Source organism: Labrys sp. (in: a-proteobacteria) (assembly GCF_047605565.1).
GTDB lineage: Bacteria > Pseudomonadota > Alphaproteobacteria > Rhizobiales > Labraceae > Labrys > Labrys neptuniae.
In genome coordinates this window covers 48,336-62,915 of record NZ_JASGFM010000019.1, presented here as the reverse complement: position 1 = coordinate 62,915, position 14,580 = coordinate 48,336, and the positions used below count along the sequence as shown (strand labels likewise).

Sequence of the window (14,580 nt, the reverse complement as noted above, 5' to 3'; positions counted from 1 at the left end):
GAATGATGCCGCGCATTCTCGAAACCATCGTCACCACGCTCAATGCCGACGGCAGCGCCCATCTGGTGCCCTTCGGCCTGATCGAGGAAGGCGAGCACTATGTGGTCGCACCCTTCCGCCCCTCGCCGACCATCGCCAATCTGGAACGCCATCCCTTCCTTGCCGCCGCGGCCCCGGTCGACGTCAGGGTGATCGCCGGCTGTGTCACCGGGCGGCGCGGCTGGGCGACCCTCCCGTGCGAGCGGATCGAGGGCGTCAGGCTGGCCGAGGCCTTCGCCCATATGGAGCTTGCGGTCGAAGCCGTGATTCCCGACGAGGTCAGGCCCCGTTTTCGCTGCCGCGTCGTACATCGGGGTCTGCATCAGCCCTTCCTCGGCTATAATCGCGCCCAGGCGGCCGTGCTGGAAGCGGCCATCCTGTCGACGAGGTTGCACATGCTCAGCTCCGACAAGATCCGCACCGAGATGGACTACCTTCGCATCGCCATCGGCAAGACGGCCGGCGAGGCGGAGCTGGAAGCCTGGCAGTGGATCGAGGAAAAGATCCTGGCCGGGCCGACACCGGCTGGCTCATCCGGCTGAGACGCGTCCTCCGGACCCAAAACAGTTCTGTCATTCCCGGCCGAGCATAGCGAGGGGAAGAGAATCCAGGGGCTGAAAAACTCCAATTATGGCCCCGGGATCCCCTTCCCTCGCCACGATGTGGCTCGCCGGGGATGACAACGTGCTTCAGCCCCGAGCTGCATCCGAAACCCGATCGGCCGCGAGCAGTGCGAGCGACACTGCCGGCGCGCAGGAGGAGGCCCAGTAGCTCTCCGCCCCCTCGGCGCTCGGCACCAGATCGGCAAGATCGTGATAGGTGAGGCCTATGCGGGCCGCCAACGCCTGCACCACGAAGCGGCCGACGCCGCAGCCCACCACCGGCGGGCGCGCCGTGCCTTTGCGGCGCGACAGGATGCGTGCGGCGGCATCGTGCAGGCGGCGCAGTTGCAGTTCGGCGAAATGAGCCGCCAGCTCGTTCCAGACATGATCGGGCGCGTCGCCCGCGTCCTGGCCGACGACGCGTGCGAGCCTTGTCCGCGTGGAGGCGAGGCTCTTGTCGCGGCCATCGGCCGTGTCGTGCTGGTCGGCCTCCTCGGGCAAGGTGCCGAGCAGGCGATGGACATCGGCAATGGTGGCGAAATGCTCGGCGACCAGCGTGACGTCCTGCCCCTGGAAGGGCAGTCTTTCGGCGAGCGACATCAAAGGCGTGCGCACGACGCCGGCATAGACGAGTTCGCCCGATGCCAGTCTTTCAGCATCCGTGTAGCCGACGCCCGTGATCCTGCCTTCCTCGATCGGGATGAGATCGGAGGTGGTTGAGCCGATGTCGACCAGCAGGGCATTCGGCAGGCGGGAAGCAACGAAGGCCGCGGTCGCATGCCAGTTGGCCGAGGCGACATCCACTGCATGGGCAGCCGCGCGATGGGGAGGCAGGAAACCCGCCCGTCCGCCATAGATGGCGATCTCGCCCTGGCAATGCCGGGTGGCCCAGTCGGTCAGCGCCGCGACGCCGGCGGCGCGATCGTCGAACAGAGCGCTGAGCTCACCGGTCATGGTCACCGCATGGTGGCGCGCCTCGCGCGCCCAGGCCGGCAGGGCGGCGAAGGCTCCGTCGAGCACTGCAAGCCCCTGCCTGATCTGGTAGGGCTCCTGCCTCACCGCCTTGAGCCGGCCCTGTGCCACGGCGGCAACCTTGACATGCACGCCCCCGAGATCCCAGCCCAGCACCAGGTCGTTCGTGGCGAGCCCCGGATCATCATACGCAGTCGAATCCATACCGATCACTTTCACGGCCTGTTGCTTCCACCATTCAAGGCGCCGTGCCACAAAGGGGCAACGCCGCTTTCGAGTCGTCATCATGCCCGCACCGGATCGACAGGACAAAGCCCATGCCGCTCCGGGCGCAAGCCGCGGCGTCGAGATCGTGCCGGTCATCGATCTCCGCCACGGATCGGTGGTGCGGGCCAAGGCCGGAGACCGGGCTCATTACCAGCCGATCGTCACGCCGCTCAGCCCCACGGCTGATCCGGTCGACGTCGCCACCGGCCTGCTCAAGGTCGCCCCGTCCCCCCAACTCTACGTCGCCGATCTCGATGGTATCGAGGGACGCGGGCGCGATACCACAAGTCTCCGGCGTCTCGCCGCCGCCTTTCCGGCGGTACGCCTGTGGGTCGATGCCGGCATTGCCACCCGCTCGCAAGCGGAAGCCTTCCTGGAGGAAGGGCTCGGCCTTCCGGTGCTAGGCTCGGAGAGCCAGAGCGACGACAGGCTCGTGCGGGACCTGGCCGGTCAAGCCGTACTGTCGCTGGATTTTCGCGGCGACGACTATGTCGGCCCGGACGCGATCCTCGCCACGCCCTCGATCTGGCCGGAACGGGTGATCGTCATGACGCTGGGGCGCGTGGGCATGGGCAGCGGCCCTGATCTCGAAAGGCTGTCCACGCTTCGTCGGCAGGCTCCTGCCCGTTGCAGGCTGTATGCCGCCGGTGGCCTGCGGGACAAGGGCGATCTTGCCGCCCTCGCCGAAATCGGCGTGTCCGGCATTCTCGTCGCTTCTGCCCTGCATGACGGGCGCCTGTAAAAAACCAACCGGCATCATAGGTGACCCGTCATTGCGAGCACAGCGATATCGCTCACCGTGGTGCGGCCCCTCACCGTACCTCTCCCCGTAAGAACGGGGCGAGGAGACTTCGACCGAGCACTTTTGACTGAAAGCGCCTCATCTCGCGCAACCCGTTGGGCGAGATGAGAGGTTTTGGGACAAATCGCAACACTTGTGCCCCCTCGCCCCGTTCTTACGGGGAGAGGTACGGTGAGGGGCGGCTCGACCTTGCCGCCAGAGGTGAGCGGTTACGCGCAGCGAAACAACGACGATCTAGGTTTCGCCGGAGAAACTGGGTTCCTCCGGCGAAGTTTCAGCGTCCGAGAAAGATGGCAGCCAGCCGCTGAAGCAGGCCTGCAGGCATGGGCGCAGCAGGCGGCTCCTGCCCAGGGCTGTCCCCGATCTATGCGGCGAAGGGGTGCTTGACCTGCTCGCGCTTGCTGGTGGCTTCGGCCGCGCTCGGCCAGCCATTGACGGCGCGTTCGATCGCCTGCTTGGTCGCTTCGTAGTTGTATTTCTGGATCTTGGCGTCGTCGTCCGCCAGCCAGTGGATGAAGACGCCCACGCTGATGAAGATGTCGTCGGCCTCGTCGGCGGGAATGGTACCGTCGGCGACGCTGTCCTGCACCGCACGCGCCACGGCGTGCTGGGCCGGACCGAACATCTGCACCGCCTGCTTGGCGCCCTTGATCGTCACCTTGTTGAACAGCAAGGTGTTGGGCTTGCATTGCAGGTTTGGGGCGATCACCGCCAGAAGCGAGGTGAAGCCGTCCTTGTTGTTGGTGAGGGCGTTGCAGAACGCCGTCTCCGCGGCCGAGCCGCGAGGACCCATGATCAGGTCGATATGAGCGACTTCATTGCCGTCGCCGACAAGGGATTCGCCGATCAGAACCTTGTTGATCTTTGCCATATTCGATAGTCCTCCCTGCGAGAACAAAGGCCCCGATCCCTTGGAGCGGCGGCCGAGCCATCTATCCTTGTTTGCAGCGTTCGACACGGCGCCGAACCGGTTGGCCAGATAGCTTTATGAGCGTAATCGCGCATTCCGTCACCAGCAAGCATCCGTTCAGGTGCCCGCGGCCGGAAGGCGCATGATCGCGGCGGCAAACAATGTCGCCACGGTGAAGTCGGCGGAAGTTCCGGGGTTGAGATCTCCTTTCTTCAGTTCGGCATCGAATGCCAGCAAGGTTGCGAGCGAGGCCGGGCCTGGTGGACCCGCCTCGATGATTTCGGCGGCGCGCGCCCGCACGGCTTCGGCCTGCTCGCGGCCGCGGCGGCGCTCGATATGCGTATCGGCAAAACGCGACAGGAACGCCATGTGCACCGACGTGGTACACCAAGGCTCATCGAGGCCCGCCGCTTGTGCCTGCCGGAGCGCCGGCAGGCCCGTCTCGAAGACATCCTCGAAATCGGTGAGATAGGCCCGGGCAATGCGGTCGCGCGCCGCCGCCTCAGCCATCGCTTCGCGCAAGGTCACGGTCGGCGCTTCGTGGACATCGTGGCGATCGGCGCTTCCCAGCCCGCCGGGCGAAGCCAGGCGGATCGCCTCGAAAGCATCGCGCGCATCGATCCTGTCGAGTCCCGACAAGATCGAGGCAAGCGCCGCACGCAAGTCTCCCCCCGCCTCGGCGGCCGCAGCAAGCGGCGCACAAAGCAGCACGATACCCAGATTGGTGTTCCAGCCTATGGTCTCGCGCGTCGCCCGGATGGCAGCGAGGATACGAGCCCCGACGCTGGCGCCCGGTTGGCCGATCCAGGGTGCGGAGGCCACCGCGCTCGCCTCGAAATCGGCGACCTTGGTCTCGCCGATATCGGCGAAGACATGCACATTGCCGGGCTTCAGGGCCCGGAGTTCGGCGAGGCAGGCGTCCCGGTAGGCACCGGCAAGATCGAGGCTGGGGCGGTGATAGTTCATGACACGGCCACCATTGCCGGACGGTGGGCGGCGTAGACGGCCTTCAGGAAGGCACGGACGACGGCCTCGCTGATATCGACGTCGACGATGCTCTGCAGGCCGGACCAGGACGGCATGCTGTTGACCTCGAGGAGCAGGAAGCGGCCGCGATCATCCTCGATGAGGTCGACCCCGCAATAGGATACATCGACTGCCTGCGCCGCCCTCAGGGCAAGGTCCGCAGCCTCCTCCGGCATCCGCCAGGGCGATGGGCGCCCTCCCTGGTGGACATTGGTGATCCAGCCATCGCCCTCGCGCGCCATGGCTGCCACCACGCGACCGTCGCAGACGAAGACGCGATAGTCCCGCCAGCCCTCGACGTTCCGGCGCACGAAACGCTGCAGATAATAAACCCGCGCCACCTCCTCGAGTTGGGGAAGATCGTCCGGTATGCCGATCAGGCGCAGGCCCTCGCCCTGGGAGCCGAACAGGGGCTTGAGAACCAACGGCACGCCCGGCTTGGCCTCGCGCCGCACGATGTCCATCGCCGCCTCCCGGCTCGACACCACGAAGGTATCCGGCGTCGGCAGGCCGGCCCTGGCGATCAGCAGGCTGGTCATCGATTTGTCGACGCAGCGCTCGATGGCGCGGGGGTCGTTCCACACCACCACGCCCGCGGCGACCAGGGCATGCAGCACGCCGAGCCGCAGGGTGGTCGCCTCGAAGGTGCCGCCCGATATGGTGCGCAGCAGCACCCCATCCGGCAATTCTCCCTCGAAGCCGGGAATGCGCAACGGCTCGCCCCCGCCGGTGACCATGGCCACATCAGCCAGGGAAAACAGCACCGGCTCGATGCCGCAGGCGCGCAGGGCGCCAAGCAGGCGCCCGCGATGCCATTCGCCATTGTCGGCTGCGAGACCGATGCGCAATCCGCGTCCCACAGGGTGTTCGACCGGGTTCAATTCGAGATGTCCTACCAAGGGTTCCTGCGAGGTTGGGGTCCTGTGAGCTCGGCGTTCGATGCTACGAGAAGGAGGCATCCACCAGGTCCGGCATCAGATGGCCGCCGCGGAAGGTCTCGCCGTTCTCGAGTGCGGTGACGATGACCTCCGCCGGGCTGAACAGATGCGGATCGATGGCATAGAAGTCTCCCTTGAAACGGCTGAAAATCTCGGCGAAGGGCTTGCCGTGGTCGCGGGAGGTGGGACTCGGCAGGGCTTCAGCCAGCGATTTGGCGGCCTGGGCGGTGCCGGCCACGAACAGGTGGACACGCCCGCCATAGATGATCGCATCGTTGGTGCGGCCCATGGCGCGTACGAAATCCGGCGTCGGCGGCGCCAAGGGCGCCGTGCCCAAGCCATCGACGATATCGGCAAGCGGAAAACCGAGGCTGTGCGCCTTGTGCAGCGCGACCTCGAGCACGCGGCTGACGACCTGGGTCGCCCCGGCCAGGCTCTGGGTCGGCGCATAGATGAAGGTGAGGGCTTCGGGCGCCAGCCGCGTCGCTTCCGCAACGTTGCGCACCACGGTCTCCGGTGGCGGCGAGGCGGTTTCCAGGATCAGGACGGCACTGTCGGCCTCGTCGCTGTAGCCCAGTTCCACGAAGAGAGGCTCCACCCGCGCGGCAGCGCGTCCCGGCCCCGAGCCAAGCGCGAAATAGGCCTCCTTGCCGCTTCCGGCGCGCAGGCTCCAGCCGGCATATTGGCAGCCGAGACACGCCAGGACGGGATTGGTCGTCTGCACATTGACGGAGAAGGGCCAGCGCTCCACCGGCCCCGTGGGCGCGATCGATACACGGCCGAGCCCCGCCAGGCAGATCTCAGCAACCCGGCGGCCCGCTTCGATGGAGCCGGGAACGCCGGCACCGGCATCGATGAAGCGACATCCGCCCGGGCCCGCGCTGACGGTCAGCCGCAGGCCCGCCGCATCGGCGACGAGGCTGTCGACCAACGGTCTGGCCAGGGCATTGACGCTTGGGGGCTGCAGAAAAATCGTCACGCGGGAATTCTCTCCTCTTGAACGAGACGGATGATGTCCGCACCACGCTGGTCGAGCAGACGTCGAACCTCAACAGCTTCCCCGCCTGTGGCGGCGACGGTGCAGATCGGCGCCCCGGCCTTGATCGCGCTGGCGCGCTCCGGCCGGTCCGCCACGAAAGCCGGCCATGCGATGTCGGGCACCCTGGCGACAGGCCTGTCGGCATAGACGATCATCGTGCCGGCGGCCGCCTTCGGGGGGGCCTCGAACGCGCCCAATTCGCCTCGGCTTGCACGGCAATGGCGCTCGAACAGCGGCGTCTTCCGCCGGTCGAGGCAATCGAGCGTAGCGCCCGGCCGCGGATTGATCTCCAGCAGCCACCAGCGATCCGGCGTCACCATCAGGTCGGCGCTGGCGAGGCCTCGCAACCGGGTGGCCGCCACGATCCGGCCGATCGCCATCTCAATCTCAGGATCGATCGCAAGCGGCCCGCCCGGCTCGATGGCGCCGCCATAGCGCCATGCCGCCCCCCGGCCGGGCGAAACCCATTGACGCGTGCGGGCGATCATCTGAGCCCGGTGGCCATCGGCGAGGAAGGCGACGGAAACCGGCTCCCCCTCGACCGCCCGCTGCAGATAGCTCCCGCGCACCACCCTGTTGGGGCGGGCCTTGCGGATATGACTTCCGCCCGAACCGCCGCGACGCTTGGACAGCCAGCCCGAGGACGAGGCGACCGGCTCCAGCCGGACCTGTGGGTGGCCGATGCCGAGTTCCGCCAGCAGGCGCGCAAAGCCTATCGGATTCTTCAGGCTGGCCACCGTGTCGGCACTGGCACCGATCAGGCCGAAGCGCTCATCGATGGCCTGGATCAAGGCGGGGCTGGCTTCAAAGCCGCTGCCGAGAACGACGCCGAGAGGCGGCCCGGCACTGGCAAGCGCCAATTGGTCCAACGCGTCGAGGACGGCAAGGCCGGCGACACCCACGCCGAACCGACCCTTGACCTGGCGATAGCCCGCGGCCAGGGCTCTGGTATCGCTGTCACCGAAGAGGTCGACGACCAGCGGCCTGTACCCCGCGCGCCTGGCTGCAGCGGCAAGGCCGCGGCCCGACTGGGCGGCGATCAGGACGCTGGCGCCCTCACCCTGCGATCTCGAGGGCAAGCTTGTACGCATCGCGAAAATCCAGGCTGATCGGCTTCTCGGTTGCCAGAAGGCGACGGAACAGGCCGAGTTCGGTCTTGTATTTGACGTTTCCGATCGCAAGCGCACCGACCGCCAGCGCCTTGCCATGTCCAAAAGGCTCGCCATTGGCCATCACGCCGACGCCCTCCACCCCTGCCGGCGGGACGGCGTTGACATCGGCGGCGACCAGCAGGCCCGGCACGGACTCGAGATCGGCCGCGGAAAGGATGTTCACACCGGCGGGCCCGCTGGACAGGACGATATCGGCACCGGCGACTGCCGCCCGGCGTGCCTCGGGCGTGCTGCCATCGGCATACCCGATATCGACGCCGAAGCGCTGCTTGATGCCGGCGGCAATGTCGCTCACTCGCTTGGTGCCGTCATGGCCCGCCAGCACGGCGTGGCTGCCCTCGAGCGCAACCAGTACGCCGGCGCAATAGGCGACGACACCGGTGCCGCCGAAGATCACGACCTTGCGGCCGGCCAGTTCGCCGCCATGCTTGTCCCTCAGCACGGCCCTGACCTTGGCGACCATGGCCGCGCCCGTGGTGAAGGAGCCGGCCGGATCGGTGAACAGATTGAGGGCGAAAGGCGGCACGAAGGCCTTCTGTGCGGCATCGAGCATGTCGAGCGCAAGGCCGCCGTTCTTGCCTCCGATGAAGATCGAGGTGCGGCTGCCATCGCCCGGCGCCCGCGAGAAGATGGCGTCCTGCACCAGCGGCCGGATTTCCTCCAACGTCACACCCGTATAAGGAATGACGACATCGAAACCGGCATCGACCGCCATGTTGACGTCGAAGGGACTCATATGCTTGAGCGGCGAGAGCATATGCAGGATCGATCGGGCCATCAGAACGCGAGCCTCCTCTTGAGCGCATGGTCACGGTTGATCCGCACCTGAGCACCCTGGTTGCGTCCGCGGACGACCTCCAGGCGAATGCCTGGCGGCAACCCGTCGGCCTTCAGTTCGGCGACCAGCCGGCGTGCCTCGCTGTCGGAACCGATAATCACGAAACCGGTGGGGCCCCAGGAACTTTGCCCGATGCCGCCAAAGCCCCGCTGCTCGCAGGCGGCCAGCACCTTGGTGACGATCGGACTGGTGAAGCGACCGCCCTGCGCCGACGCAAAGTGATCACCCACCACGCGCTGCAGCTCGGCCACGCCGGCACCGAAAGCCTCGACATCCCTGCCGGCCGCGGCCGGCAGGATGCGCATCAGGGCAAGACGGCACAGATGTGCTGCGGCCGCCTCGGGAAAGGGCGGCAACTGCCGGAAGGCGCTGACCTCGGCCTCGCCATGCAGGCCGTGGGATGAGGTGTCGAAGACCAGCAGCACCCGCCAATCCTCGGGAAAGGGCAGGCGGGCCAGAATCGGAGGCGCGCGATCATCCTCGCCGCGTCCGCCATCGAGAACCAGGCCGCCTTTTTCGAACGCGGCCAGGCCGGCGGAAGAACGATTGCCCCTGTCGAGCGCCTCTGCGGCGTCGCGCGCCTGAAAGGGCCGCCCCCGCAGTCTGGCAAGGCCCGCCGCGACCGCCAGGGCGATCTGCGTCCCAGAGCCGAGGCCGGCATGGGGCGTGATGCTGCGCCGCAGCCGAAAATGGCCGCGCGGCTCGACCTGGAGATGGTGTGCCGCCGCTTCCGCGTAGCGCAGCACGCGTTCGGCTTCCTCCCCCTCGGCGATCAGGCGTTCGGCATCCGATACGACGAGATCCACGGCAGGGCTGCTCACGGCCAGCCCCAGGCTGCCGAAACGGCGACCGAGACCGCCATGGAGATCGAGAAAACCGAGATGCAGGCGCGCACTCGCCCTTACCCGGATCGAAGCGGGACTTGCCAGGGAGGCGGACTCGAATCCGGGTAAGGTCGTTCCCTTCTGCTGGTACATCGGCGCGGCCTCCCCAATAGGAAAATATCATAACAAATAAACATCGTTGGCAACGCAGCGATTTCTTAGAAATAATCCATATTATTCTTATAAATTTGCCAGAGAGCATCGAGGTACTTGGCCGAACGCTGAGGTGGTTGTTAGCTATAGCGAAAATGAAAGGCAGGAGACGGCACACGGATGCGCGCCTGGATCGAAGGCCAACCGGTTGATCAGCACGAGGCCATCGCCGCTGCGGCGCGCATGCTGGGCGGGGCGCGCCTGCCCATCGTCGGCGGGCTGTCCGGCGATGTGGCGGCGGTGCGCGCAGCCTACCGGCTTGCCTTCCATATCGGCGCTGCGATCGACTGCGAGGGCTCGGATGCGCTCTATGCCGATCTCGGCGCCCTTGCCGCCCGTGGCGCGATGACCACCACCTGGGCCGAGGCGCGTGCCCGCGCCGACCGGCTGCTGGTGGTCGGGCGCCGGGTCGCCACCAACCCCTTGTTTGCCGAGCTCGTGGCGGCCCCCGCTCCCCTGGCCGGCGTAGCCGAACGCGACGTCCTCCGGCTGGAAGCGGCCCCTGACGCCCTCGCCGGGCAGCTTGCGCTGCTGCGCGCCCTCGCGGCCGGCCGACTGGCGCCAAGCCCGGAAACGGCAGAACTCAACGGCCTTGCCGGCAAGATCAAGGCCGCCCATTTCGGGGTCGCGGTCTACGATCCCCAGGAATTGGGCGAACCGGCCGTCGGCATGCTGCAGGGTCTGGTCAAGGACCTCAATGACGAGACCCGCTTCTCCAGCCTGCCGCTCGGCGTGCCCGCCGCGGCGCGGTTGGCCCTGGCGGTCGGCAGCTGGACGACCGGCGATGCGCCGCGTGTCGGGCTGGGACGCGGCTATCCCGAGCACGATCCCTGGCGCTTCGACGCTCGCCGCCTGGTGGCCAGCGGGGAAGCCGATGCGGCGCTGTGGCTCTGTGCCCAGGCCCATGGCGAGACGCCGCCGGCCGGCATTCCCGCCATCGTGCTCGCCGGGCGCCCCGACGAGGCGCAGGCCGGCATCGTGATCGAGGTCGCCGTTCCGGGCGAGTCCGGTACGGCCGTCTGCTTCGACGAACGTCGCGGCACGCTCACAACCATCGGGAGCGGCCCTTCTCCTCGAAACACCGATGCCGCCGAGATCCTCGACGCCATTCACACCGCAATCGGCGAGAAGGGACCGGGATCATGCTGACGCGCATCGCGGGCGGCCGCATCATCGATCCCGTCTCCGGTCGGGACGGCAAGGCGGATCTGTGGATCCAGGACGAGCGCATCGTCGAAAAGCCGGTGCAGGCCGTCGCAGACACGGTGATCGACGCGCGCGGCTGCGTGGTGATGGCCGGCGGTATCGACGTCCATTCCCATATTGCCGGCGGCAACGTGACCCTGGCGCGCCTGCTGCTGCCCGAACTCCATGTCAGCGAAACCGCCGGCGACCCGGCCCTGCCCTTCTCGACCGCGCGCTGGTCGGGTTTCGAGACCGGTCGCCTCTACACGCGCATGGGCTATACCACGGTGATCGAGCCGGCGCTGGCGCCGAGCGCCGCCCTGGCGACCCATCTCGAGCTCGACGACATTCCCCTGATCGATCGCGGCGCGCTCAGCGTGCTCGGCAATGACGACCAGCTGCTCTCCCTGCTCCGGCGCAAGGAAGGCGCCCAGGCGGTGCGCGACCTCACGGCCTTGACGCTGGCGACCTCGCGCGGGCTCGGGGTGAAGGTCATCAATGCCGGCGGGGCAGCGGCGTTCAAGCAGAATGTCCGCACCTTCGGGCTCGACGACGAGGTGCCGAGCTATGGCCTGACCTCGCGCCAGATCCTCACGGCCCTGCTCGATGCGACCACGGCCATCGGCGTGCCGCATCCCCTCCATGTCCATTGCAACAATCTCGGCCTGCCCGGTGCCGTCGATACGCTGATCGCGACCATCAAGGCAGCGGAGGGACGCCCCGTCCATTTCGCCCATGCCCAGTTCTACAGCTATGGCCGGCACGAGAGCGGCGGGATCGTCTCGGCCGCCGCCGAGGTCTGCGCGGCCCTGGCGGCGAACCCCAACGCAACCATCGATGTCGGCCAGGTGGTGTTCGGCCAGACCTGCACGATCTCCCTCGACATTCTCCGGCAATTCTCCAGCCGCAAGGCCGGCCGGCCACGCAAGTGGATCCTGGTCGACGGCGATGCCGAGGGTGGCGGCATCGTGCCCTATCGCTACAGACGCAACTCCGGCATCAACGCGCTGCAATTTGCCATCGGCCTCGAACTCTTCCTGCTTTCGCCGGACCCCTGGCGGGTGCTGCTGACGACCGACCATCCCAATGGCGGTCCGTTCACCGCCTATCCCCGCCTGATCCATCTGCTCATGGACAAGGCGGAACGGGATCGCACTTTGGCGAGCCTGCCGGACATCGTGCGCGAGCGCAGCGGTCTTGCCGCGATCGAGCGTGAATATACCCTGGCAGAAATCGCGATCATGACCCGCGCCGCGCCGGCACGCCTGCTGGGACTGGCCGATCGCGGCCATCTCAAGCCGGGCGCCCGCGCAGACGTGGCCATCTACCGCGAGGATGCCGACCGCACCGCCATGTTCGCCTCGGCCGAGCTGGTCCTGAAGGACGGAGCGGTCGTGCTGCGCCAGGGCGAGCCGCTGGGATGGCGAGCCGGCCGCACCCTGACCCTGGCGCCGGGCTTCGATCCGGCCATGACGCGCCATGCCGACCGGTATCTCGAGGACCGCTTCGGTGCCGGCCTGGAGAGCTTTGCCGTGCCCCAGGAGGCCTTTGGCGAAAGAGATGTTTTCGAGGTCGAGCCATGTCTGATCTGACGCCCAACTCTGATCTGACGCCCAGCTCCGACCTGATGCTCAACGGCATCGCCATCGACGATACTTTCGCCGAGGCCTTCGGCATGGCCGCGACCGCGATCGTGCTGACGGCCGATACCCCGCACTGGGCCGAGATCGCGGCCGCGAGCCTGACGGGCTTTGCCACGTCGGTGATCGGCTGCGGCGTCGAGGCCGGCATCGACCGCAGCCTCTCGCCGGAGGAGACGCCGGACGGCAGGCCGGGCCTGCGCGTCCTCCTGTTCGGCTTCGATGCCGACGGACTCGGCAAGCAGCTGGCGCGTCGTGTCGGCCAGTGTGTGCTGACCAGTCCCGGCTCGGCCTGCTATGCCGGTTCCGACGGCAAGCGGCGCCTCAAGCTAGGCGCCAATATCCGCTATTTCGGCGACGGCTATGAAACGGCCAAGCGAATCGGGGGCCATCGCTATTGGCGCGTGCCGGTGATGGATGGCGAGTTCGTCTGCGAGCACGATACCGGCCTGGTCGAGGGTGCCGTCGGTGGCGGCAATCTCCTGTTTCTAGGCCGCGACCAGGCCGGCACCCTGGCGGTGGCCGAAGCCGCGGCCCGCGCCGCAGCAGCCGTGCCCGATGCGATCCTGCCTTTTCCGGGCGGTATCGTGCGCTCCGGTTCCAAGGTCGGCGGGCGCACCAAGGGCATGATCGCCTCGACCAACGATTCCTACTGCCCGACATTGAAGGGCCGGGCCCGGTCGGCCCTGGCGCCCGAGGTCGGAGCGGTGCTCGAGATCGTCATCGACGGATTTTCGGCCGAGGCCGTGCGCGCCTCGATGAGACAGGGTCTCCACGCGGCCGTCGAAGCGGGACCGCGGCACGGTCTCCTGCGTGTCACCGCCGGCAATTACGGCGGCAAGCTCGGCAAATATCACTTTCATCTGCGCGAGTTGCTGGCATGAGCGCCCTCACTTTTCGCCTGCGCGAAGCCCCGCCCGAACGCCTCGACCTTTCGGGCCTGGTGCCGCATCGCATCGGTGCTTTGTCGCTTTCGGACATCGAAAGACTCCCGATCGGCACTTCGCGCTTCGGTGTCGTCGTGGCCGATATCTTCACGGTCGAGGACGGCAAACGCGAGGAGATCCGCTTCGAGGGCGGCTCGCCTCGGTTCGACCTCGCGGGCGCTGGGCTGGAATCCGGCCGCCTCGTGGTGGACGGCGACGTCGGCCAGCGGCTGGGCCAGGCGATGCGCGGCGGCACGATCGAGGTCACCGGGAATGCCGGTCCGTTTGCGGCCAGTGCGGCAAGGGGTGGGCTCGTCCGTATCGCCGGCCACGCGGACGAACGGGCGGGCGGCGCCATCCACGGCGCAATGCATGGCCTCGACGGCGCGACCCTCGTCATCGAGGGCGATGCGGGCGACAGGTTGGGCGAACGCATGCGGCGAGGGCTGATCCTCGTCGGCGGGCGAGCGGGCGACTATGCGGGCTCGGGCCTGATAGCCGGCACCATCATAGCCCCGGAAGTCGGTGACAATCCCGGCTATGGCATGCGACGAGGCACCATCATCGCTACCTCGCATGGCGCCCTGCTGCCGAGCTTCGTAGCAACCGGCCCGCATCGCCTCGTGGTTGGCGAATTGCTGCGCCGCGCCGTAGCACGCATCCGCCCCCAATCGGCCGAGCTCATCCCCCAGCAGGCCGAGCGCCTGGCCGGCGACCTAGCCACGCTCGGCAAGGGCGAGATCCTGATGCCCGCGGCATGAACGGGCAGGCAGCATTCCGAGGGTGCGCGGCTACCGCCTGGGAGGTAGCTCACAAGTGCAGCTTGATTGGAGCTGCAAACCGGAACAGGCTAATATCGCTTGCTGCAGCAAGAGGCACCCCATGTGGATTCTCCTGACCGTCTGCCTGATGAGCGCGCCCGACTCCTGCCGCGAGGAGCGTATCAGCTGGTCTATGGATACGCGGGACAGCATGGCCTGCTTGCTGCATGCACAGGAAACCATCGCCCAGTGGCAATCCACGCACCGGCAATGGAAAATACGCAACTGGCGCTGCGTCACCAAGCGGGACCTGCCCACCGACATCTGAAAACGGCACTCCCAACAGCGTTTTGCGATTTGCGACATCCGGCAGGAACAACGGGGACGCGCTGGCAGGAAGCCGGAGCAAATAAGCGTTTCCGTCCA

General features: G+C 67.4%; 15 protein-coding genes. 7 read left to right on the top strand and 8 right to left on the bottom strand.

Annotation, left to right across the window (positions count from 1 at the left end; all coding sequences use genetic code 11):
- Positions 1-5 precede the first annotated feature (5 nt).
- Positions 6-581, top strand: a complete 576-nt coding sequence (locus QM672_RS17845; protein WP_415084229.1) for a DUF447 domain-containing protein — start codon at positions 6-8, stop codon at positions 579-581.
- A gap of 147 nt (positions 582-728) precedes the next feature.
- Here QM672_RS17845 and QM672_RS17840 read toward each other — a convergent pair whose 3' ends face one another.
- Positions 729-1,817: a hydantoinase/oxoprolinase family protein gene (locus QM672_RS17840; protein WP_415084155.1), complete on the bottom strand. Its 1,089-nt coding sequence runs from the start codon at positions 1,815-1,817 to the stop codon at positions 729-731.
- Between the two features lie 82 nt (positions 1,818-1,899).
- Here QM672_RS17840 and QM672_RS17835 point away from each other — a divergent pair, with 82 nt between their 5' ends.
- Positions 1,900-2,622: a HisA/HisF-related TIM barrel protein gene (locus QM672_RS17835; RefSeq protein ID WP_311940536.1), complete on the top strand. Its 723-nt coding sequence runs from the start codon at positions 1,900-1,902 to the stop codon at positions 2,620-2,622.
- A gap of 424 nt (positions 2,623-3,046) precedes the next feature.
- On the opposite strand, the gene fae is transcribed toward QM672_RS17835, so the two are convergent.
- The 7 genes from fae to QM672_RS17800 all read right to left on the bottom strand — a co-directional run bounded on the left by fae (position 3,047) and on the right by QM672_RS17800 (position 9,582).
- Entirely contained in the window at positions 3,047-3,553 is a 507-nt protein-coding gene (fae, locus tag QM672_RS17830) for a formaldehyde-activating enzyme (RefSeq protein ID WP_311940534.1), read from the bottom strand.
- A 156-nt stretch (positions 3,554-3,709) separates the two neighbouring features.
- The gene (locus QM672_RS17825) at positions 3,710-4,558 is read right to left on the bottom strand and encodes a triphosphoribosyl-dephospho-CoA synthase (protein ID WP_415084152.1); all 849 of its coding nucleotides are present in this window, start codon (positions 4,556-4,558) and stop codon (positions 3,710-3,712) included.
- Positions 4,555-5,466, bottom strand: a complete 912-nt coding sequence (locus tag QM672_RS17820; protein ID WP_367625119.1) for an ATP-grasp domain-containing protein — start codon at positions 5,464-5,466, stop codon at positions 4,555-4,557. Before QM672_RS17820 ends, QM672_RS17825 begins: the two co-directional genes overlap by 4 nt.
- A 94-nt stretch (positions 5,467-5,560) precedes the next feature.
- Positions 5,561-6,535 (bottom strand): methenyltetrahydromethanopterin cyclohydrolase, encoded by a 975-nt coding sequence (mch, locus tag QM672_RS17815; protein ID WP_311940530.1) that lies wholly within the window; start codon positions 6,533-6,535, stop codon positions 5,561-5,563.
- Positions 6,532-7,686: an ATP-grasp domain-containing protein gene (locus tag QM672_RS17810; RefSeq protein WP_311940528.1), complete on the bottom strand. Its 1,155-nt coding sequence runs from the start codon at positions 7,684-7,686 to the stop codon at positions 6,532-6,534. The genes mch and QM672_RS17810 overlap by 4 nt, the downstream gene beginning before the upstream one ends.
- Positions 7,652-8,545 carry an NAD(P)-dependent methylenetetrahydromethanopterin dehydrogenase gene (locus tag QM672_RS17805; protein WP_311940526.1) on the bottom strand — a complete coding sequence of 298 codons (894 nt, stop codon included), beginning with the start codon at positions 8,543-8,545 and terminating at the stop codon, positions 7,652-7,654. Before QM672_RS17805 ends, QM672_RS17810 begins: the two co-directional genes overlap by 35 nt.
- The gene (locus QM672_RS17800) at positions 8,545-9,582 is read right to left on the bottom strand and encodes a beta-ribofuranosylaminobenzene 5'-phosphate synthase family protein (RefSeq protein WP_415084148.1); all 1,038 of its coding nucleotides are present in this window, start codon (positions 9,580-9,582) and stop codon (positions 8,545-8,547) included. Before QM672_RS17800 ends, QM672_RS17805 begins: the two co-directional genes overlap by 1 nt.
- 180 nt (positions 9,583-9,762) lie before the next feature.
- Between QM672_RS17800 and QM672_RS17795 the strand changes: the two genes are divergently transcribed.
- The 5 genes from QM672_RS17795 (at position 9,763) to QM672_RS17775 (ending at position 14,482) form a co-directional block, all read left to right on the top strand.
- A complete protein-coding gene (locus tag QM672_RS17795; protein WP_415084146.1) occupies positions 9,763-10,791 on the top strand; it encodes a formyltransferase in 1,029 nt (342 codons plus the stop codon).
- A complete protein-coding gene (locus tag QM672_RS17790) occupies positions 10,785-12,419 on the top strand; it encodes a formylmethanofuran dehydrogenase subunit A (RefSeq protein WP_415084144.1) in 1,635 nt (544 codons plus the stop codon). The genes QM672_RS17795 and QM672_RS17790 overlap by 7 nt, the downstream gene beginning before the upstream one ends.
- Positions 12,407-13,351 (top strand): formylmethanofuran--tetrahydromethanopterin N-formyltransferase, encoded by a 945-nt coding sequence (fhcD, locus tag QM672_RS17785; protein WP_311940520.1) that lies wholly within the window; start codon positions 12,407-12,409, stop codon positions 13,349-13,351. The genes QM672_RS17790 and fhcD overlap by 13 nt, the downstream gene beginning before the upstream one ends.
- Complete coding sequence (locus QM672_RS17780) at positions 13,348-14,154, top strand: formylmethanofuran dehydrogenase subunit C (protein WP_415084142.1); 807 nt, start codon at positions 13,348-13,350, stop codon at positions 14,152-14,154. The genes fhcD and QM672_RS17780 overlap by 4 nt, the downstream gene beginning before the upstream one ends.
- 121 nt (positions 14,155-14,275) lie before the next feature.
- Positions 14,276-14,482, top strand: coding sequence for a hypothetical protein (locus QM672_RS17775; protein ID WP_311940517.1), 207 nt, complete (start codon positions 14,276-14,278; stop codon positions 14,480-14,482).
- Positions 14,483-14,580: the final 98 nt, after the last annotated feature.

What these genes read in the sequence shown, in the direction of transcription:
- QM672_RS17845 (WP_415084229.1), top strand. Translation starts at nt 6, where the DNA reads ATGCCGCGCATTCTCGAAACCATCGTCACCACGCTCAATGCCGACGGC.
- QM672_RS17795 (WP_415084146.1), top strand. Translation starts at nt 9,763, where the DNA reads ATGCGCGCCTGGATCGAAGGCCAACCGGTTGATCAGCACGAGGCCATC.
- QM672_RS17800 (WP_415084148.1), bottom strand. Translation starts at nt 9,582, where the DNA reads ATGTACCAGCAGAAGGGAACGACCTTACCCGGATTCGAGTCCGCCTCC.
- fhcD (WP_311940520.1), top strand. Translation starts at nt 12,407, where the DNA reads ATGTCTGATCTGACGCCCAACTCTGATCTGACGCCCAGCTCCGACCTG.
- QM672_RS17840 (WP_415084155.1), bottom strand. Translation starts at nt 1,817, where the DNA reads ATGGATTCGACTGCGTATGATGATCCGGGGCTCGCCACGAACGACCTG.
- QM672_RS17835 (WP_311940536.1), top strand. Translation starts at nt 1,900, where the DNA reads ATGCCCGCACCGGATCGACAGGACAAAGCCCATGCCGCTCCGGGCGCA.
- fae (WP_311940534.1), bottom strand. Translation starts at nt 3,553, where the DNA reads ATGGCAAAGATCAACAAGGTTCTGATCGGCGAATCCCTTGTCGGCGAC.
- QM672_RS17775 (WP_311940517.1), top strand. Translation starts at nt 14,276, where the DNA reads ATGTGGATTCTCCTGACCGTCTGCCTGATGAGCGCGCCCGACTCCTGC.
- QM672_RS17780 (WP_415084142.1), top strand. Translation starts at nt 13,348, where the DNA reads ATGAGCGCCCTCACTTTTCGCCTGCGCGAAGCCCCGCCCGAACGCCTC.
- QM672_RS17825 (WP_415084152.1), bottom strand. Translation starts at nt 4,558, where the DNA reads ATGAACTATCACCGCCCCAGCCTCGATCTTGCCGGTGCCTACCGGGAC.
- QM672_RS17810 (WP_311940528.1), bottom strand. Translation starts at nt 7,686, where the DNA reads ATGCGTACAAGCTTGCCCTCGAGATCGCAGGGTGAGGGCGCCAGCGTC.
- QM672_RS17790 (WP_415084144.1), top strand. Translation starts at nt 10,785, where the DNA reads ATGCTGACGCGCATCGCGGGCGGCCGCATCATCGATCCCGTCTCCGGT.
- QM672_RS17805 (WP_311940526.1), bottom strand. Translation starts at nt 8,545, where the DNA reads ATGGCCCGATCGATCCTGCATATGCTCTCGCCGCTCAAGCATATGAGT.